Below are 18,846 nucleotides of genomic sequence, written 5' to 3' on the forward strand. Positions count from 1 at the left end.
TTTACTCCCCCCATCTGCGAAATAAAGTGTGCTCAATATTAAAACTGTCCAGCACCTTACCCACCATGAAGTTAACAAGATCATCCACGCTCTGCGGACCGAAGTAAAAGGCCGGCATTGCCGGAATCATCCGGACACCCAGGCGGGACAGCTTAAGCATATTTTCAAGATGAATCGCATGCAGCGGCGTCTCACGAGGAACAAGAACCAGCGTGCGCCCTTCTTTAAGCATGACATCCGCTGCCCGAGTCATCAAATTATCAGAGCTTCCGTTAGCCACTGCAGATAACGTCCCCATGGAGCAAGGCATAATAATCATACCTTCCACGCGAAAAGAGCCGCTTGCGATAGATGCGCCGATATCAGCAACGGGGTGATATAGCAGAGAACCGGGATGCCCTCTGAATTTCTCATTCAGAAAGCCTTCCCGGTCTGAGGCGATAAAGCCGAGCTCTTCTTTGAATACACGCCAGCCTGCATTGCTTACCACAAGATGCACGTTATAACCCATAGACAACAAGGTTTCAGTCAGACGCACACCATAAATTGCACCACTCGCTCCAGTAATTCCAACCACGAAGCTTTTAGGTTGTGGACTAATCATTTGTAGAACTGCACCACCAAGTCAATCAAAGTAAAGGAAAATACTACTATGCTCAGCACGCCATTCATCGTAAAAAAAGCAGTCTGTAGACGGCTTAAATCACTTGGTGAAACAATGTGGTGCTCATAAAAAAGAATAATATATGCAATCAGCATACCAGCAACATACCACCAGCTCAAATCCGTAATAAAGAGCAGTGACACAAAACCGATTCCCGTAAGAATATGGAACACGCGGGCAATAACAAGTGCACGGGCAACTCCAAAGCGAACCGGAATGGAATATAAGCCTTCCTTCTTATCGAATTCAACATCCTGGCAGGAATAAATAATATCGAAACCAGCCGTCCAGAACACAATCGTGAAGTAAAACACCATTGATGTCCAGTCCACACTACCCGTTACAGCCACCCAGCCGCCCAAAGGCGCGAGCGCAATGGTAAGACCAAGAATAAGATGGCAGGCCCAAGTGAAACGCTTAGTAAACGAATAAAAAACAAGTAAAAAAACGGCAATCGGCAACAGCTTGGCGGATAATGGGTTCAACTTGAAGGCTGCCCAGAATAACAGGAAAAAGGAAATACCAATAAAAATAATAACTTCTCCAGCTTTCAAAAGCCCTATAGGTAGCGCTCTTCCCGCTGTACGTGGATTCTTGGCGTCGCTGATCCGGTCAATCAGCCGATTCAGACCCATAGCGGCACTACGCGCACCGAACATGGCAATAACGATCCAGCCAATTTTACCCCAGGATGGCAACTCACCAAACATAACGACTGAGCCCAGCAAAGCACCCATAAATGCAAAGGGCAAAGCAAATACCGTGTGTTCGAACTTAATCATTTGCAAAAAGATGCCGATTTTCTTAAACATCTCAGTTCTCCTTGAGCCCAATATGTAATGCCGCGATGCCTCCGGTCAAGGGAAAGGATTCCACTCTTTTCAGTCCGGTTTCACGGAAAATAGTTGCCAGCTGCTCCCGGTCAGGAAACAGCGCTAGCGATTCAGGAAGCCATTTGTACTGCTCATAGCTTTTGGCGAACAGTTTACCCAAGAGTGGCAACACACGCTGGAAGTAGAAATAATATATGCCTTTAAATGGCTGTTTCATCGGCTTGGAAAGCTCCAGACATACGATCATTCCTCCAGGTTTCACAACACGTTTCATTTCATTCAGCACCTGAACTAGATCCGGAACATTCCGAAGCCCGAAGCCTATTGTTGCATAGTCATAAGAATTATCACCAAAGGGCAGCTCCATGGCATTTCCTTGCACGAGGGAGATTCGATTCTGGAGCTTATATTCTTCAACTTTGCGTCGCCCCACTTCAAGCATACCTGCGCTAAAGTCAAGGCCCATCACACAGCCTGTCTCACTGGCTTCTGCCAGAGCAATACTCCAGTCACAGGTGCCACAGCATAGATCAACTGCAGAATCCCCGCGCTTCATAGACATCTTCTTCATAGCGAACTTACGCCAAGCCTTATGCCTGCGGAAGCTTAAAATATCATTCATCAAATCATAATTGCCAGCAATACTCTCAAATACGGAATGCACAAATTGCTCTTTGGGTTTAATGCTGTTATCGCCTACATCTGTGGTCTTTTTTTCCATCGTCATTCGTTACCCCTCCACGGCTGCTTGACCTGAAATTTTCATCTGCAGGAGGAAGTGGTCCAGCGCATGGCTAAGCTCACTGATCAGATTCTCATCTTTAATTCCTTGCAGCAATCCCCGAATGGACAGGAGTGACTGATGCAGCTTGTCTGTCAGTAGGGAATCACATTTATACTTCATCATCAGCTTTTTCCAATCCTTAAGATCAAGGTTATGGCTTCGAAGCATCTGACGCTCGTCCTCTGTTGCTGACTCCAGCATCTTCCAGTAGCAATAACCATCTAAAGCATTTGCAGGATCATTGCTGCGCCGAAGCTCAAGGAAAACAGTTTCACACTGGCTGAATTCAGCCAACAACTTCTCCCAAATCTCTGCAAGGGGTTCTTCAATCATGGGTGTAAAAGAAAGAAACAGCCGCATATTCAGCTGTACCATCTGCCGCAAGTATTGTTCAGCCGAGAGAAGCATACCTCTCATCTTGCCGTAAAGATGCGCCTTCATGACATTGAAATCAGCAATTGCAGTACTTAATATGCCCACCATCTCAATTTGTTCCCGCTTCGCTAGCAAATGATAAAACCAGCTGCTGAAGTAATCCCCGGCCAACACCTTTAATTGGCGGGAGCGCATAGGGTCACCCCCTTGTTCACCATTGGAACGGTCGATAGCCTCGTGCGTGTCCAGACCAAGCTGTACAAGTGCTGTGACCAGCGTGTACAACTCTCCGTTAACCCGCTCGGCAGAGGAGCCGTGGTTAAGAAAAATATATAACAAATGACCGCGGCCATCGGAAAACGGCGGCAATTCCGTATGCCGTTGAATCATGTCGTAGTCGGTGTAGGGTTTAGCTAATTGCGGTATGCGATACGGTTTCATTTCAGCCTCCGAAGCCATTGACGTTATGACAAGTACTTTGTTCACAATCTTGTCTATTATATCACATGTTTTTTTGTCACGCACGGTGGTTTGCTCTAGTTTCTTTTACCCATTTCAGGGAGAAATGAACTGGTTCTTCCACAGTTCGCTTTCACTAATGCGGAAACCACTCTTTAGATGATCCGTTAACGGACTATTGCCGGCAGATTGAAGCTCATCCTGCAGCTTAAGGGACCACTCCTGGCGCCTAATGTCACCGGCCAGCAGCAGACGACGGCTTCCCAGCCACTTGTCCACGGCAACGATACGCAGCAGCAACTGATTCACATTCGCCGTTTCCTGAAAAGCGAAAGATATCACCTGAGCCATGTTCTGATATAGCTCTTCCGGTTCATGATCATTTCCGGTTACTTGCAGATCAAGCGACAGAACATGGTCCTCCCAACCGACACTATCAATGGGGAGGCTCAGGGGAAGTGCTCCCACAACATCAACGAGATTGTTGTTATCAAGCACCGTGTTGTGCCCACCTGTAAAAGTTTCTACCGCAACACGCTCCTGCTGTAAGGAAGACTCAAGATCAGCCAGCAGCAGCGGCAGTATTAAAGCCGAGGTCGCGCTCAGCAGCGTTACAGCTCCAATCATCCAAGCCCGGTTCATGGACACGCCCCCTAATCCATCGTTTCCGCCTCTTTGTACGTTATTCGATCATTCATATCTTACTTATATTTCGAAAAAAAGCAGGCTATGCCTGCTTTTCAGCTCTCGCTCTCCAATTGTCCGTGCTTGCTCCATATTTCAGCCTTGCCGCGAATTTTCATAGCTGAGGTATGATCTGTGAATTGCGCGATAAGGACCTCGCCTTTGTCCAGTTTCTCCGTATGATGGAAACGCGTATCAAGGCCTCTTGTCAACCCGATTACTTGTACACCGTTCTCCTTAGCCTTAACCACGATGTAATCACTGCCTGTAGGAAGCGGATTGCCGCCATTATTGTTCTCCGTCATCTCTGATCCTCCTAACGTTTTGTGAGCATACATACGCTTGAACCTTTTTAACCGCGCCCTTTAATGCTTCCAAAAACAAATGCCGCCTTGGAGGGCGGCATAATTGTTCTTAGAAGGCTATGGTAACGATATGTAGAAATCTTTATTTGATTCCGTCTTTAAGCGCCTTACCGGGTTTAAATGCCGGTACCTTGCTTGCAGGAATTTCGATTTCTTCACCAGTTTGTGGGTTACGGCCTTTACGTGCGGAACGTTCGCGCACTTCAAAGTTTCCGAATCCAACCAGTTGGACTTTATCACCACTTTGCAAAGCTCCCGCAATTGCTTCAAAAACGGCGTCCACCGCTTTAGTAGCGTCTTTCTTGGGAAGTTCAGTTGCTTCTGTCACTACGTTGATCAAATCTGATTTATTCATGTCTTCTCACCTCCCTGGGCAAATTTCCGGTATCATTCACTGTTTCCGTTTCAACGCAAAATATACGTGATAATCCCGTTTATTACTAGACAATGGCGCTTGTAGACCCTAAAGCGCAACAAACTTATAGTAATACAGCCCATCCATAATTTCAAGGCGTTCCTTAAAAAAGGAGTAGAAAGTATCATCTTTGCTAGCCAAATCGTCTGATTTTATAGACCCAACTTCACAATTATACCCTAATTCAGGAAAAAAAGAGCGGAATTTCTTCCGCCCTTCGCAATCTAACCACTTCATATTCAGCTTATAAAATAATGGCGATCAGCCCACCTGAACCCTCATTGATGATGCGTCCGAGTGTTTCCTGCAGCTTGTAGCGAGCATTATCCGGCATCATGGCAATCTTGCCCTGAATGCCCTCGCGCACAATGGAATGCAGAGACCGACCAAAAATATCTGATTCCCAAATCTTGATGGGGTCATTCTCGAAATCCTGCATCAAATAACGTACTAGCTCTTCACTCTGCTTCTCCGTGCCGATAATCGGTGAGAATTCAGATTCGACGTCCACTCGAATCATATGAATAGATGGTGCAGTAGCCTTCAGTCGAACCCCGAAACGTGAGCCCTGGCGAATCAGCTCCGGCTCGTCAAGCGCCATCTCGGCGAGTGAAGGAGCTGCAATTCCGTAGCCAGTTGTCTTGACCATTTCCAGTGCCTCCGAGAAGCGGTCATACTCCCGTTTCGCATGCGAGAATTCCTGCATCAGCTGCAGCAGATGATCCTTGCCGCGGATCTCAACCCCAACCACCTCCATCAGAACCTGATCATACAGTTCTTCAGGTGCATACAGATCGATTTCGGCTACCCCTTGGCCCATATTCATTCCACTAAGGCCAGCCCTATCAATAAAATCGTATTCAGTGAACTGGGACACAAGTCGGTCAACATCACGCAGGCGGCGGATGTCTTTGACAGTGTCGCGAACGGAGTTCTCATAGCTGCTGCGCAGCCAATGATTCTCGCCCAGCACCATTACCCAGCTCGGCAGATTCACATTGACCTCATGCACTGGGAATTCATATAACACCTCACGAAGTACGCCCGTTACATCATCCTCTGTCATACTCACAGCGCTAAGTGTCATGACCGGAATATCGTATTTGAGGGCAAGCTCACTACGGAGCTGCTGCGCTTCCTCACTGCGGGGACGGGTGGAGTTAATGACAAGCACAAACGGCTTGCCGACCTCCTTCAGCTCCGCAATAACGCGCTCTTCAGAGTCCACATAGGAACCGCGTGGAATTTCAGCGATTGTACCATCAGTGGTTACCACTACACCCAATGTGGAATGCTCTTGAATGACTTTTCGCGTGCCAATCTCGGCCGCTTCCTGGAAAGGTATTGGCTCCTCAAACCATGGCGTAGAGATCATGCGAGGACCATTTTCATCCTCGTAACCTTTAGCGCCTTCAACGGCATAACCAACGCAATCAACCAGTCTTACATTGACCTCCAGCCCTTCCGCAACCTTAATCTGGACGGCGTTGTTCGGGACGAATTTAGGTTCTGTTGTCATAATCGTTTTGCCTGCTGCGCTTTGCGGAAGCTCATCAATTGCCCTTACTCGGTCGGACTCACTCGTGATGTTTGGCAATACAATAGTTTCCATGAATCGCTTGATGAATGTCGATTTTCCCGTGCGAACCGCGCCGACGACGCCAAGATAAATGTCTCCGCCGGTACGCTCGGCAATGTCCTTGAAAATATCCACTTTTTCCAAAAGAGATCCCCTCCTCATATTACTCCGAAGAAAAAATGCCTGAAGAGCATCGACTTCGCGTTCCGCCGGTAATCATGACCCTTGCAGGACAGAAACCGGACTTATCGTATGTCCGCTAAGGAGTGTTAGCTGCTTTCAAACGGAAAACACCGCCCCGCGCTAAACCCCGAATGCTCGGACATGCATTTGGACTAGTATCATCATATGTATCCGGTACGAATTTATGACCTGCATTCGCGCAAGTTTAAATTGTAATTTCACAATGACAACCTGCCTACCCTGTGGTGGCCTAACGCCCGGAAGCTTTCTCATCAAACATATGCAGATATAATCCGGAGTAGAACTTCAGAGGTTGAGCAAAAAAATCCTCCTCATGTGAATCTGAGGAAGATTTCTCGTAGGGAAAATGGGGCAAATAAACTACTCATGCTAGCTTTGCGGCTGCGGAACGGGCTGGCTGTTGAGCCACAAATAAGGCAATGATTTGACCGGCACAAAGTAAGAGGAATGCTCCAATAATAACCGCAGATCCTTACTCATATCCTGTCCGTTTTCATTTTTATTGACGACTGTCATAATATCAAAAATATAATCAACGTAGACTACACCGTCTTTATCCATAATGAACTCCAGCGGCTGGCCAGAATAGACACTGGTCAGAGTAATAGAGCCCGTTCCCGCCTTATCTGTGTCGATCGTGTATAGGCCGGGGTATAATTCCTCTGCTGCAGGCAGATTCCCTCCGTGAGCGGATTTATACCGGTTAATCTGACGCTGAACATCATTGACCTTCTGGAAGGTGACCAGATCCATTACTTTTACGACCGGATTAGTTTCTTCGTCCAAAATCAGAAAATAAGCGCTGCCCCCCTTCTCGAAAGCGGTTGCAGGCAGTTCATCCAGATAACCTTTTTTGTTCAGCTTATCCAGATCGATACGAAATTTCTCGTATTTGGGTGTATCTTCATCCGCATTCAGAATCGGCAGAAGCCCTTCCTCCTGCTGATAGTCATCGACAGCGGCTTGTATCCGTTTCACGCTCTCGCGGTAATTAACAGCCGTTTGCTTCTGCTCTCCTGGGTACAGGCAACCTGAGAGGGTTGTGCCTAACAACAGCAACCCTAGCAGTGTCCCAGTCATGGCTCGGACCTTATTTCCACGCCTGAAATAAATCACTTAAAGGTCTCCCCTCTGTTGAATCCCACACCCTACCACAGCTTGTCATCTTCTCCACGGCGCGCTGCTTCAAGCTTACGGCGCACTGCAGCCTTAAGTGGGTCTTCGGGTACCTGAACGGTTACATCGTTCCACACGGCGGCCTGGCAGGCCAGGCGCACGCCCTGCTCCAAAGCACTTCCGAGTTTGCGCCGCTCAATATCACCCGGTGGCCTTACTCCTGCTGTTTCATCCTTTGCGATCGTTACCTTGCACATGAGGCAGCCGGCCTTGCCGCCGCAGCGAGTGGTTATCGCAACACCGGCCTTGCGGGCCGCCTCCAGCAGGGATACCCCGTGATTAACCACAGCTTTACGGCCCCCCGGCTGAAATACAACAGTTAGTCCCTTTTGCGGCTTCATGATGTGGCTTCCTTTCTACTTATGTTGTAATGCTTACATGATTGAAGCAACTCCGCCCAGCAAACCGATTAACATAATGACAAAAGCAACTAGGGACAATACCCCTCTGAGCCAGCCCTTCGTCTTGCTACGTGCAAAAGTAATCAAAAAGACAGACAATCCCATAATCAGTATTGCGATCAGGGACAACCACATTTTTGTCATCGGATCCATGGCTTTGTGCTCCCCCATTCGGTGGCAATTTATTGGACTTATTATATCATGAATTTTGACTAATTCTCTTTCTTATCGATCATAAAAAAAGAGCAAAAGAGCTGGAATCTATGCGATCCCGGCTCCTTTGCTCTTTGCTCAGCAAGAAATAAACTATTTTTTAAGCATCATTTTCATTAAAGACTCCATTGTGCCGGAACTAGCGCCGCCTTTTTTAACGGCATTGACAATTTCCTGCACCGTAGCTTCACTGACTGGCACTTTCGCCATTGATGACACCTGCTTGATTAACTGGCGGAGCTGGGCTTCATTCTGCGTGGTACCTGGCTTAACTGTACTGGCCAGCTTCTTGATGGCACCTTCCGAAATGTTCTTGCCCGCCTTTTTATTAATGGCGTTCAATGCATCCTTGGAAAAATCTCTGCTCACTTTTCATCCCTCCTCCGTCAATCCCCAATAACAACATATGAGAATTTCCGGTAAAAGGTGAACGTGATCAGGAGTGCCACTGCTCCCATGTTTCTTGGGAGATGGACTCCATCTCTGTCTTTCGGTCACGACCCATCAAAGCTTCTACTGCATTTCGTGGAGTTCGACCTTTAAAGAGTACATGATAGATTTGATCCGTTATCGGCATCTGGACGCCTAACTTAACCGAGATGGCATAGGCCGCCTCAGTCGTACGAATCCCTTCTACAACCATCCCCATAGATTCCAGTACCTCTGGCAACGGTTTACCTTGTCCAAGCATGGAACCTGCACGCCAATTACGGCTGTGCTTACTGGTCGCTGTCACCACAAGGTCACCGATCCCGGCAAGCCCTGAGAATGTGAGTGGGTTTGCTCCCAGTTCGACGCCAACCCGAGATATCTCAGCCAAACCCCGCGTAAGTAACGCTGCTTTGGCATTGTCTCCGTAGCCGAGGCCGTCGGAAAGACCTGCTCCAAGAGCGATTATGTTCTTGAGTGCTCCAGCCAGCTCAACACCAACTTGATCCCGGTTTGTGTAGACACGGAAATCATTATTGATGAACAACTCCTGCGCAGCGGCGGCAAGTTTATCGTCAGGCGAGGCCACCACAACTGTTGTAGGACACAGACGCACTACTTCCTCAGCATGACTAGGCCCGGAGAGTACAACCACCTGAGCCTCTGTACAGCCGAGCTCCTCTGATATTACCGTCGACATCCGCTTCATGCTCTCTGTCTCAAAGCCTTTCGTGGCATGGACACATAACATTTCTTCCTTCCAGAACGGCTTCAGGCTGCGCGCTACCTGTCGCATGGCGGATGAAGGGGCTACAATTACTACAGCTTTGGAACCTGAGACAGCATCCTCCATATCGGTGGTCCCAATAATGTTGGCGGGCAGCGTAATCCCAGGCAAATATTGATTATTTGTATGTGTTGCATTAATCTCGGCAGCTTGATTCGAATTGCGCGTCCACAGATAAACTTCCGAGTGGTTAGCAGCCAGCACACTTGCCAGCGCTGTTCCCCAGCTTCCCGCGACCAGCACGGTGACTTTATCAGACAACGCGATTCCCCCCTTTAACTTTGGAGCCAATCTTGTTCTCACGCCCCTCAACTATCTTCACGATATTAATCCGATGCCTCCAGAAGGCAAAAGCTGCAATAATGATACTGGTCCAGAGTACCGGTTGTGTAAAACCGATCACCAGTAAGAAGATCGGTGTCAACGCAACCAAAATAAGCGAGCCTAGCGATACATAACGGGTTATGAAAATAGCCAGGATGGCGATGACACCAGCGAGCAGCGCAGGCCATAAACAAAGCGTGATCAACACGCCGATCGTAGTAGCGATGCCTTTACCGCCGCGAAAATGAAAGTAAAGCGGCCAATTATGACCAATAATAGCGGCGATCCCGCATATTGCGGCAACCCACGTTCCCCAGCCGCCGACCCACGTTCCAAGCCAAATAGCCACGACTCCCTTCAATACATCCAAGACCAGCACCATGATTGCGGGTCCTTTTCCTAGAACCCGCAATGTATTGGTAGCTCCCGCATTGCCGCTTCCGTACTGACGGATATCAATTCCTTTCAGAAACTTGGCAAACAACACACTGAAGCTGATAGAGCCTAGCAGATAGCTTGCAACGATAACCAGAAGTTCAAGCGCCACACTTCTTCTCCCCTAACTTTCGTTTTCGGATTTACGCCGCGTAAAGAGTCGGATCGGCGTTCCTTCAAAATTAAACGCTGCGCGGATTTTGTTCTCCAAATAACGTTCATAGGAGAAATGCATCAGCGATGGATCATTAACGAATACCACAATGGTTGGTGGTTTAGTCGCAACCTGTGTTACATAGTTAATCCGCAAGCGCCGGCCCTTATCTGTAGGTGGAGGATTGATGGCGATTGCATCGGATACAACGTCATTAACCAAATGAGTGGTAATCCGCAGAGCATGCTGCTGAGACACGTGCTGCACAACCGGGAGCAGCTTTTGCAGACGCTGTTTCGTTAGTGCCGACAAAAAGACAATAGGTGCGTAACTCATGAACAAGAAGTGATCACGAATCTTTGTTTCAAAATTCTGCATTGTCTTATCATCTTTTTCAAGAATGGCATCCCATTTATTAACAACAAAAATAGACGCCTTTCCTGCCTCATGCGCATAACCGGCGATATGCTTGTCCTGGTCGATAATGCCTTCTTCGCCATTAATAAGCACTAGCACCACATCGGCGCGCTCAATAGCCCGCATAGCGCGCATAACGCTGTATTTTTCCACGTTTTCATATACTTTGCCTTTTTTGCGCATACCTGCAGTATCGATAAGGACATAACGTTGTCCATCCCGTTCAAAAGGAGTATCAATCGCATCGCGTGTCGTGCCTGCGATTTCACTAACGATTACTCGTTCTTCCCCCAAAATCGCGTTCACAAGGGACGATTTACCTACATTCGGACGGCCGATTAAAGCCACACGAATAATATCATCATCATATTCAATATCCTCTTTCTCTGGCAGACGCTCGACAACAGCATCCAGCATATCGCCAAGTCCGGTGCCATGGCTTCCGGAAATACCAAAAGGTTCACCAAATCCAAGGCTATAGAATTCATAAATATCATCTGAACGCTTCATATTATCCACTTTATTAATCGCAAGCACGATCGGCTTACCTGAACGGAACAACATCTGTGCTACTTCTTCATCTGCATTCGTCAGTCCACTCTTCGCGTCGCACATAAATACGATGACATCTGCTTCCTCAATCGCTAATTCTGCCTGAGCACGAATCGATTTAAGAATAGCGTCTTCACCGTCAATTTCAATACCTCCAGTATCAATTACACTGAAAGACTTGCCGTTCCAATCTGAAATACCATATATCCGGTCACGTGTAATGCCCGGCTTATCCTCTACAATGGCCATTCTTTCGCCGATCAGCCGATTGAAAATAGTCGATTTTCCGACGTTAGGCCTCCCAACGATTGCCACAACGGGTCTTGCCATATCCATTCCTCCTGTCTTCCTTACGTTAATCATCATAGCAAAAAACAATATAATTGGCTAACGCATGTAATTAGCCATTATAAGCATATAAATGAAACCTATACTTTATTGATACTGTAAAAACACAATCGGCGAACCCCCGTATCGAGGGTTCGCCGATTACTTTACCCGGTATGCTTTAAGGGATTAGTTGTTACCCTTAAATTTGTCGAGCTTATCTCCAAAACGTTCAGCAAGTGTAAAGCTAAGGCCTTCATTGCTAAGCGAGACATTCGGATTGTTAAGGACTTCTTTCGGTCCTCTGTCTCTGCTGCTGTTGTTGCTACGTTCAGGTCTAGCTGAAGGAGCTGGAGCTTCTTCAGTTTCTTTGATGCTCAAGCTAACGCGTTTTTCAGATGGGTTGAAGTCCAAAACTTTCACTTGTACTTCTTGTCCTTCTTTCAACACTTCATGTGGAGTGCCGATGTGCTTGTGGGAGATTTGGGAAATATGAACCAGACCTTCTACACCCGGAAGCAGTTCTACGAACGCTCCGAAGTTCACAAGACGTTTAACTTCACCTGTTACTACATCGCCGATGTTGATTTGGCCAGCAGCCGAATCCCAAGGACCTGGAGCAGCAGCTTTGATACTAAGGCTGATTTTTCCTTTTTCAGGATCTACCTTAAGTACTTTTACGCGAACTACGTCGCCTTCGGACACAACATCAGAAGGTTTTTCAACGTGGTTCCAAGCAATTTCAGATACATGCACTAGACCATCAACTCCGCCAACATCAACAAATGCGCCGAATTGGGTTAGACGTTGTACAGTACCTTCAATGATTTGGCCTTCAGTTAATTCAGCCATAATCTTCAGCTTGTTGGCTTCGAACTCCTCTTCAAGTACTTCTTTCGCAGAAAGAATTACTTTACTGTTCTCACGGTCGAGTTCTTTCACCTTAACACGCAATGTACGGCCTTTGTAATCACTGAAATCTTCTACAAAGTGACGTTCAACCATGGAAGCGGGAATAAATCCGCGCGCGCCAACATCCGCTACGAGGCCGCCTTTTACAACGTCTGCCACAGTAACTTCGAAAGCTTCCTGGGAAGCAAAATACTTCTCAAGATCTTCCCATGATTTTTCGCTGTCAACTGCACGTTTGGAAAGTACAAGACTTTCCTTGTTGTCGTTGATGCTAACCACTTTGCATTCTACTTCTTGTCCAACTTCTACCGCTGCAGCGGCATTGTCCAATTGTACGGAGGACAATTCGCGAATCGGAATTACGCCGTCGTATTTATATCCAATGCTTACGTAAGCTTGGTTATCTTCGATTTTGACGATTATTCCTTTCACGGTATCGCCTTTTTTCAGAGTCATGATTTCCAAGTCCTCTTGATTAGTAATCTCTTCTTCGTTACCTGCAACAACTTCTTCTACAGCTCCGTTGCTTTCTTCTGTCACAGCGGATTCCACAGTTTCCGTCGCTTCTACGGTTTCGTTATTTTCAACGTTTTCCGCAGCTTCCTGATTTCTAATTTCTTCAGACATGTGATTACCCTCCTCGATTCAAAACCCCATTTATTTAAACCCGCGTAGAGCAGAGTTCAAAACATTCATCATTTTTTAGAATACCACTTAAACTATAAGATAGTATGTTCCAAAAAATAGCGGCTATGCCGTTATTTAATTCAAAGTCACAGTAGCATTTGCGTTTACGTTTAAACCTTAATTAGCACTCGGCTTGCCGGTCTTTACCATCTCGTAGATGCGTCCCATAATTACATCGGTCACAGCCTCCAGAGAATCGCTTCCCGCTCCGTCGAATGAACTGAGATCAATGGGAGCCCCATAAATTACAGTCATTCGACGAAAGAGCTTATAGTGACCCACAATAGCAGCAGGCACTACAGCTGCACCACTTCGAAGAGCAAAACTTGCTGCGCCCTTCTTGGCAACGCCAGCATCAGAATTACGTGTTCCTTCCGGAAAGATGCCCATGACATTACCGCCACGAAGTGTTTTAAGGGCCGTTTTAATGGATTCCTTGCTTACACCACCACGCTTTACAGGAAAAGCTCCCACCTTCTTGATGATCCAGCCAAGTACAGGAATCTTAAAAAGTTCCGCTTTGGCCATATACTTCACCTGACGATCCAACTTAATTCCAATGGTTATGGGATCAAGCAAGCTGATGTGGTTGGCGCAGAGCAAAACTCCGCCTTCTCTGGGCATATTCTCTTTCCCTACGATCTTAAGAGGGAAGACAATAGCATAAATAAAGCGTAGCAATCCTCGGCAAATTACATAAATCATAAATGATTTCTCTCCCCGTCAACATGAGATCTACATTGGGATACAATGGCTTCTACAACTTGATTGATATCCATTAATGTCGTGTCAAGAAGAATCGCATCCTCTGCACGGCGCAACGGTGAAATCTCCCGTCCTTCATCAAGACGGTCCCGCCGGGCAATATCTTGTTCAAGCTGCTGCAGCGTCACTTGTTCCGCATCACTCAATTCGTTAAAACGGCGGAGAGCCCGTTCCTCCACGCTTGCCGTCATGAATATCTTCACTTCGGCATCCGGCAGCACGGTCGTACCGATATCGCGGCCATCCATCACAACTCCCTTGCGAAGCGCCATCTGGCGTTGCAAATGACTAAGTCTGGATCTTACACCCTCGATCTTCGAATACTGCGATACTAGACCGCTGACCTTCTGGCTGCGAATATGCGGGGTTACGTCTTCCCCATTAATAAGTACCTTCTGCACATCTTTCTCCGGAATTAACTCAATCACCATATCGCGTACCCATTGGTCCACTATATCTTGATCTTCCGGTGCTATGCCCTCACGAATCATATACCAGGTTATAGCCCGGTACATAGCTCCAGTATCGACATAAATATAAGACAGCTTCTGTGCTACCAATCGGGCTACAGTACTCTTGCCTGCCCCGGCAGGTCCGTCGATGGCGACGTTAATTTTGTCATAAGTATGTGTACCCTGCCTATCCAACGGGGCATTCCTCCTCAAACACTCTTTCATAAAGAAGAAACGACTTAACTCGTCTTTCAAAAGACGGCGTCCATTTCTCGTGAAAATATTAGCAAAGTATAGCGAAAAATGTATACTTACTAATCATTTATGGAAAACGCCTATCGACGCATATCCATGGAGTCTGACCGCGAAAATGCGGTAGTTTATTCATGCAATATCAGAAGGCATACTCAAATTTGTTATGCTTACTAATATTATCAAGAAAAAAGCAGGCATTGCCTGCAACATATAAAATTATACCACAGTTTGTACGTCAGTGCAAAATCGCATAGACTATAAGATATGCAAAAAAACATTACCGGTTGCGAAAATCGAACTGACGCTCGAAGCAATAACGGATAATTTTTTGGCGTTCTGTATCGGAAATAGCAGCAAATTTCAGCATCACCAAATTACGCCCATTCTCCAATTCTTTAATCCGGACAATTTCCCCTTCAAAATAAACATGCTCTGAACTTCCGTTCCGATAGGGCACCAGCAGCCAGCAGAGCAGTCTGCCGCCTAAGTCCAGCTTCACTTTGGTATCGCTGAGAAACGAGGTTCCACCACCTCCGATATCATCTGTCCGCACTAGAAATCGGCTGCCGTTGTGATCCTTCACCGCTAGCTCAAGCTCGGCACTTACGCGAAAGAAGCTTCGTCTCTGAATCTTGAAAACAGAATCCACATCTGGCTTTCGCACCTTGACCATACGGATTACATCTTCTCTAAAACCAACTACATGAGTATTAAAAAAATTCTTAACTCCACCCTCAGTGATAAAATAAACGGAAAGCTCGTCTCCCATAAACAGCTTTTTAAGCCGCCCATTGCCTTCCTGCATCGGAATTTCGATCAGGAAGGCTTCTTCCTCTATCTCTGCAATTCTCGATTTATATTCAATTTCAGATTCAGCAGCGTCACTGGAGGCTACTTGAATGTATAAATAATCGTTAATTTTCGGATACAAACGTGTCACCGCCACATGAGTTAGTAATATGTCTAAGGATGATTATAGCATGGCGGTTTATAACCCGGGTGAGAAATATTATTAGCTGCTCAAACAGCAAAAAGGGCAGCAGCCGATTTAGCGGATGTGCCCTGTACTATTCTGAAAACAATTACTGAAAGTGTGAGTTTTTATTTATCCTGAGCCCCTGAAGAAGTTCTGATTTCTTCTACGGATTCTTCATTTCCATCCGCTGAATTCAGATAAATCCGGTACTTCGAGCCATTTATTTTGCCGCCGAACTCATAGGTCAACAGCTCGACAGAATCTTCATTTTCAATCCAGGCCAGCCGGTTATATAACTCCTTGAAATCTGGGTTCAGCATTTTTCTAGCTTCCGCTAGAGAAAGTTTTGGCTTAGGAATGACCCTATTCTCCTGATGCTCATTAACATAATCACTGGCTTGAAATCCGGTAGCCTCACCGGTATCCAACCCCACGCGAACCGTCAATTTCTCCGGATAGATCAATACACCCTCACGGCTCGTAACAAAGGTTAAATTGCCCATATTGTCGTATCTGTCAGCACTAACTGCTGTCATGTTTGGAAAGCCCTTTTGCTTTAGAAACTGTTCTGATTTGCTGACAGCATTTTTCATGGATACTTTGGCTGGACCCACTTCACGATTATCATTGTAAGAAATCAGCAATCCCCCTTTAGTTGTAAAATCCATGCTGATGGACTGCTTATTATTCGCAGCTTTGACTGTAGCTGTGTAAGAAGGCCATTCTGTGCCTTTTCCATTCTCCTTAACATCTACCTTGGCATTGGAGCCTAAACCGGCAAATTTAATTGCCTTGCGTTTGATGTCTTCCGCTGTTACCGGAGTGCCCCCCAGCTTCTTGACTGAACGCTTATCATAAATACTGGCTACAGAAGGACCCCAGTCTAGCTCCGGGTATGCAGACACTCGTTTATCGACTGTTTTGAAGCCATCAATAATTGTATTGTCCTCTGCTTTGTTTTCCGTCGCCAGGGCCGTTTCGACATCCATCCAACGCAGCCGATTGCTGATGACTTTGTTCTGCACTTCTTGTAGATCCTTGGAAATTTCCCCTGAATTCGTATACAGTGCTTTCAAATTCCCCAATTCGGCTTCTGTGAGAGGTTTCTTGGTAAAATCGCGGACCGCCGCTTTGTAGGAAAAGTTAGAGATTTTGGAGAGGAATTCCTCCGTCTTACTAAATGGTAGCAGTGTTAGTGGAAGTTGGTTAATTTCATTCTGCGCCTCACTGGTCAACCGCCACACGTTCACTAGACCCTTCCGGTGCATCCCGTTTGAGGTAGTGTTAACAGCCAGCGTGTTACCAAGTTCTCCATGAAGTCGTTCCACGTGATAGGACAGATCATGAAAGGCACGTTGGTATTGATTCTCCGCCTTAATTAGGATTGAATTCTTCTCCTGATTTTCCTGATATCCCCAAACTAGCGCTCCGAGTAGCAGCAATGCAGTGAGCGGAAACATTACAGCACTTAATCTTTTGTACATAGGGATGCAAGACTCCTTTCGGTAGCTGATTGCCGTTAGTTTGACAATAACTGTGAAGTCTTATACACCTTTTTGTAATCCCACCCGCTCTTCAATCTCGAAACCGGTGTTATTGCTGCACAAACATTGTTTAAACCCTGTTTCAATGATTCCCTGCTCCTTACTGCCTCTTAATATGTAGCTCTCGCCGCACTGCTTGCAAACAATACGTACTTTTACACGCAAAAAAAAGACACCTCGCTCCTCTCTGGAATTCCTCGCTAACGGAACTATCCTTCAGAATAAGTGTGTCCATCTCTATTATAGCTTAACCTCTTCCTCACGCTTCAGGAAACGGAAAGGAGATCGGCTATTAGCACGTGCCACTTTACCCATGCCTCCATACCACAAAAAGGTCATTAGAGGCACAATAAACCAGATCCAGTAATTGGCTGTTGTACTCAGAATAAAGTCGTATATCCCATGCCACATTAAGGGCAATAGTAAGGAGATTAGCAAAATCCCCTTCGTCTTAACTCCCTTGGAAAATTTGGCTCTTCCCATATGATAGCCCATAATCACTCCAAACATGGCATGTCCTGAAACAGGAAGCAGCGCCCTCATAAACATGGAGGCTACCGAGGCATGGCTATACCAAGCGTACATTACATTCTCTATTGTTGCGAAGCCTAGCGAAATCGCTACGGCATATAGTATCCCATCATATGGCTCGTCAAATTCGGTATGATTATAAATCATATGATACAGTACAAACCATTTCAAACATTCTTCCACCCCGGAGGATATGAGAAAGGAATCTACATAAGGACCACCATTCAAGCCCAGGACGAGACCTCTCTGAATAATCATTACCGGAAAAACAATCAGAAAGCCCAGTAGAAATACCTTGATAACCATATGAAGTGGCTCTTGATCATACTTATCCTTCAGATAGAAAAAGGTCAGCAGAGCAAGTCCCGGTGCTACTGCTGACGAAATGACCGATAACAAAAGCACCGAATAACCTCCCCGTAACCTAAAAGCTCAAATCTACAGAATTTAGAATACGTCTACTGAAAGAAAAGGGCTGATTAGCAACAACCATTCCTCAGCCCTTCCTTACGCCTTATTCCTGACGTTTAAAATGAGTACACAATAGCTGTACAGCGTTCTCCGCCATGATAGTCTTTCCATATTCGTCCAGTACAGACTCAGTAACCGGTGATGAATCAGCAAATTCGGCTAAAACAGCAACAAGACCTGACAACGCAGCTTCTTCAAATTCTTTTGGATCAAAGTAAAGATACCATTTATCATTATAAGAATACAGCTTCCCCTGGGTAGTAATATTGCCGATGAGCACATGAGCCGCTTCAACTAGAACTTCAAAATCGCGGAATGCATATACAATGGAGTCGCTTTGTTCAAGGGTAACTTCCATTTCGTAAATCTCTTCAGGCAATTCTTCTTCCCCAGACGCACCGTACTGATGATGATCATATTTTCCTCGGGTCACTATAACGACCATGCCTTGCGCGGGCAAAGCGAAAACTTCCACAGCTAGCGGACCGGTAGCGTCAAAACCGAGTTCACTGTACGCTTGATCCATCATTTCCGTAAACAGGTCGTGTACCTTAGGAACTTCCTGCCACATGTCTTCCTTCTGGATGCCCCGCTCGCTCAGGTCGTCAAAAGTGAGGAAAATCCGTATCTTATCTTGACTTAATCGCTCTATTCTCATGACAGGATCCTCCTTTTG

At 46.3% G+C, this 18,846-nt stretch carries 22 protein-coding genes; all 22 read right to left on the bottom strand.

The window, feature by feature from the left end:
• Window position 1: 1 nt before the first annotated feature.
• The 22 genes from GJB61_RS10275 to GJB61_RS10385 all read right to left on the bottom strand — a co-directional run bounded on the left by GJB61_RS10275 (window position 2) and on the right by GJB61_RS10385 (window position 18,828).
• On the bottom strand, window positions 2-604 hold the full coding sequence (locus tag GJB61_RS10275; protein WP_154118424.1) for a UbiX family flavin prenyltransferase: 603 nt from the start codon (window positions 602-604) through the stop codon (window positions 2-4).
• Window positions 601-1,476, bottom strand: coding sequence for a UbiA-like polyprenyltransferase (locus tag GJB61_RS10280; protein ID WP_154118425.1), 876 nt, complete (start codon window positions 1,474-1,476; stop codon window positions 601-603). The genes GJB61_RS10275 and GJB61_RS10280 overlap by 4 nt, the downstream gene beginning before the upstream one ends.
• A gap of 1 nt (window position 1,477) precedes the next feature.
• On the bottom strand, window positions 1,478-2,224 hold the full coding sequence (locus tag GJB61_RS10285; protein WP_154118426.1) for a demethylmenaquinone methyltransferase: 747 nt from the start codon (window positions 2,222-2,224) through the stop codon (window positions 1,478-1,480).
• Window positions 2,225-2,227: 3 nt separating this feature from the next.
• Window positions 2,228-3,097: a heptaprenyl diphosphate synthase component 1 gene (locus tag GJB61_RS10290; RefSeq protein WP_154118427.1), complete on the bottom strand. Its 870-nt coding sequence runs from the start codon at window positions 3,095-3,097 to the stop codon at window positions 2,228-2,230.
• Between the two features lie 114 nt (window positions 3,098-3,211).
• Entirely contained in the window at window positions 3,212-3,757 is a 546-nt protein-coding gene (locus tag GJB61_RS10295) for a hypothetical protein (RefSeq protein ID WP_154118428.1), read from the bottom strand.
• Between the two features lie 98 nt (window positions 3,758-3,855).
• Complete coding sequence (mtrB, locus tag GJB61_RS10300) at window positions 3,856-4,104, bottom strand: trp RNA-binding attenuation protein MtrB (protein ID WP_087916928.1); 249 nt, start codon at window positions 4,102-4,104, stop codon at window positions 3,856-3,858.
• 142 nt (window positions 4,105-4,246) lie between these two features.
• Window positions 4,247-4,519 (bottom strand): HU family DNA-binding protein, encoded by a 273-nt coding sequence (locus GJB61_RS10305; protein WP_154118429.1) that lies wholly within the window; start codon window positions 4,517-4,519, stop codon window positions 4,247-4,249.
• 304 nt (window positions 4,520-4,823) lie between these two features.
• Window positions 4,824-6,302: a stage IV sporulation protein A gene (gene spoIVA, locus GJB61_RS10310; RefSeq protein ID WP_154118430.1), complete on the bottom strand. Its 1,479-nt coding sequence runs from the start codon at window positions 6,300-6,302 to the stop codon at window positions 4,824-4,826.
• 429 nt (window positions 6,303-6,731) lie between these two features.
• A complete protein-coding gene (locus tag GJB61_RS10315; protein ID WP_338115740.1) occupies window positions 6,732-7,478 on the bottom strand; it encodes a DUF3939 domain-containing protein in 747 nt (248 codons plus the stop codon).
• Between the two features lie 32 nt (window positions 7,479-7,510).
• Window positions 7,511-7,879, bottom strand: coding sequence for a 2Fe-2S iron-sulfur cluster-binding protein (locus GJB61_RS10320; RefSeq protein WP_154118431.1), 369 nt, complete (start codon window positions 7,877-7,879; stop codon window positions 7,511-7,513).
• 33 nt (window positions 7,880-7,912) lie between these two features.
• Window positions 7,913-8,092 (bottom strand): DUF2768 family protein, encoded by a 180-nt coding sequence (locus GJB61_RS10325; protein ID WP_154118432.1) that lies wholly within the window; start codon window positions 8,090-8,092, stop codon window positions 7,913-7,915.
• 153 nt (window positions 8,093-8,245) lie between these two features.
• Window positions 8,246-8,521, bottom strand: coding sequence for a stage VI sporulation protein F (locus GJB61_RS10330; RefSeq protein ID WP_338115741.1), 276 nt, complete (start codon window positions 8,519-8,521; stop codon window positions 8,246-8,248).
• A gap of 67 nt (window positions 8,522-8,588) precedes the next feature.
• Window positions 8,589-9,629 (bottom strand): NAD(P)H-dependent glycerol-3-phosphate dehydrogenase, encoded by a 1,041-nt coding sequence (locus tag GJB61_RS10335; RefSeq protein WP_154118433.1) that lies wholly within the window; start codon window positions 9,627-9,629, stop codon window positions 8,589-8,591.
• Window positions 9,622-10,239, bottom strand: coding sequence for a glycerol-3-phosphate 1-O-acyltransferase PlsY (gene plsY / locus GJB61_RS10340; protein ID WP_338115742.1), 618 nt, complete (start codon window positions 10,237-10,239; stop codon window positions 9,622-9,624). Before plsY ends, GJB61_RS10335 begins: the two co-directional genes overlap by 8 nt.
• 12 nt (window positions 10,240-10,251) lie before the next feature.
• Window positions 10,252-11,580 (bottom strand): ribosome biogenesis GTPase Der, encoded by a 1,329-nt coding sequence (gene der / locus GJB61_RS10345; RefSeq protein ID WP_154118434.1) that lies wholly within the window; start codon window positions 11,578-11,580, stop codon window positions 10,252-10,254.
• Between the two features lie 186 nt (window positions 11,581-11,766).
• Complete coding sequence (gene rpsA / locus GJB61_RS10350; RefSeq protein ID WP_267490797.1) at window positions 11,767-13,116, bottom strand: 30S ribosomal protein S1; 1,350 nt, start codon at window positions 13,114-13,116, stop codon at window positions 11,767-11,769.
• Window positions 13,117-13,293: 177 nt separating this feature from the next.
• Window positions 13,294-13,881, bottom strand: coding sequence for a lysophospholipid acyltransferase family protein (locus tag GJB61_RS10360; RefSeq protein WP_154118435.1), 588 nt, complete (start codon window positions 13,879-13,881; stop codon window positions 13,294-13,296).
• Window positions 13,878-14,588 carry a (d)CMP kinase gene (gene cmk, locus GJB61_RS10365; protein ID WP_229521592.1) on the bottom strand — a complete coding sequence of 237 codons (711 nt, stop codon included), beginning with the start codon at window positions 14,586-14,588 and terminating at the stop codon, window positions 13,878-13,880. The genes GJB61_RS10360 and cmk overlap by 4 nt, the downstream gene beginning before the upstream one ends.
• 337 nt (window positions 14,589-14,925) lie before the next feature.
• Window positions 14,926-15,579, bottom strand: a complete 654-nt coding sequence (locus GJB61_RS10370) for a flagellar brake protein (RefSeq protein ID WP_154118436.1) — start codon at window positions 15,577-15,579, stop codon at window positions 14,926-14,928.
• Window positions 15,580-15,749: 170 nt separating this feature from the next.
• Entirely contained in the window at window positions 15,750-17,108 is a 1,359-nt protein-coding gene (ypeB, locus tag GJB61_RS10375) for a germination protein YpeB (RefSeq protein WP_154118437.1), read from the bottom strand.
• A gap of 300 nt (window positions 17,109-17,408) precedes the next feature.
• Window positions 17,409-18,104, bottom strand: a complete 696-nt coding sequence (gene prsW, locus GJB61_RS10380) for a glutamic-type intramembrane protease PrsW (RefSeq protein ID WP_338115743.1) — start codon at window positions 18,102-18,104, stop codon at window positions 17,409-17,411.
• 109 nt (window positions 18,105-18,213) lie between these two features.
• On the bottom strand, window positions 18,214-18,828 hold the full coding sequence (locus tag GJB61_RS10385; RefSeq protein ID WP_154118438.1) for a genetic competence negative regulator: 615 nt from the start codon (window positions 18,826-18,828) through the stop codon (window positions 18,214-18,216).
• Window positions 18,829-18,846 lie beyond the last annotated feature (18 nt).

This window comes from Paenibacillus monticola, from assembly GCF_009664975.1.
Classification (GTDB): domain Bacteria; phylum Bacillota; class Bacilli; order Paenibacillales; family Paenibacillaceae; genus Paenibacillus_AQ; species Paenibacillus_AQ monticola.

Excerpts from the sequence above, each read along its gene's own strand:
- GJB61_RS10275 (WP_154118424.1), bottom strand. The coding sequence starts at position 604 with ATGATTAGTCCACAACCTAAAAGCTTCGTGGTTGGAATTACTGGAGCG.
- GJB61_RS10280 (WP_154118425.1), bottom strand. The coding sequence starts at position 1,476 with ATGTTTAAGAAAATCGGCATCTTTTTGCAAATGATTAAGTTCGAACAC.
- GJB61_RS10285 (WP_154118426.1), bottom strand. The coding sequence starts at position 2,224 with ATGACGATGGAAAAAAAGACCACAGATGTAGGCGATAACAGCATTAAA.
- GJB61_RS10290 (WP_154118427.1), bottom strand. The coding sequence starts at position 3,097 with ATGAAACCGTATCGCATACCGCAATTAGCTAAACCCTACACCGACTAC.
- GJB61_RS10295 (WP_154118428.1), bottom strand. The coding sequence starts at position 3,757 with ATGAACCGGGCTTGGATGATTGGAGCTGTAACGCTGCTGAGCGCGACC.
- mtrB (WP_087916928.1), bottom strand. The coding sequence starts at position 4,104 with ATGACGGAGAACAATAATGGCGGCAATCCGCTTCCTACAGGCAGTGAT.
- GJB61_RS10305 (WP_154118429.1), bottom strand. The coding sequence starts at position 4,519 with ATGAATAAATCAGATTTGATCAACGTAGTGACAGAAGCAACTGAACTT.
- GJB61_RS10320 (WP_154118431.1), bottom strand. The coding sequence starts at position 7,879 with ATGAAGCCGCAAAAGGGACTAACTGTTGTATTTCAGCCGGGGGGCCGT.
- GJB61_RS10325 (WP_154118432.1), bottom strand. The coding sequence starts at position 8,092 with ATGGATCCGATGACAAAAATGTGGTTGTCCCTGATCGCAATACTGATT.
- der (WP_154118434.1), bottom strand. The coding sequence starts at position 11,580 with ATGGCAAGACCCGTTGTGGCAATCGTTGGGAGGCCTAACGTCGGAAAA.
- rpsA (WP_267490797.1), bottom strand. The coding sequence starts at position 13,116 with ATGTCTGAAGAAATTAGAAATCAGGAAGCTGCGGAAAACGTTGAAAAT.
- GJB61_RS10360 (WP_154118435.1), bottom strand. The coding sequence starts at position 13,881 with ATGATTTATGTAATTTGCCGAGGATTGCTACGCTTTATTTATGCTATT.
- ypeB (WP_154118437.1), bottom strand. The coding sequence starts at position 17,108 with ATGTACAAAAGATTAAGTGCTGTAATGTTTCCGCTCACTGCATTGCTG.
- GJB61_RS10385 (WP_154118438.1), bottom strand. The coding sequence starts at position 18,828 with ATGAGAATAGAGCGATTAAGTCAAGATAAGATACGGATTTTCCTCACT.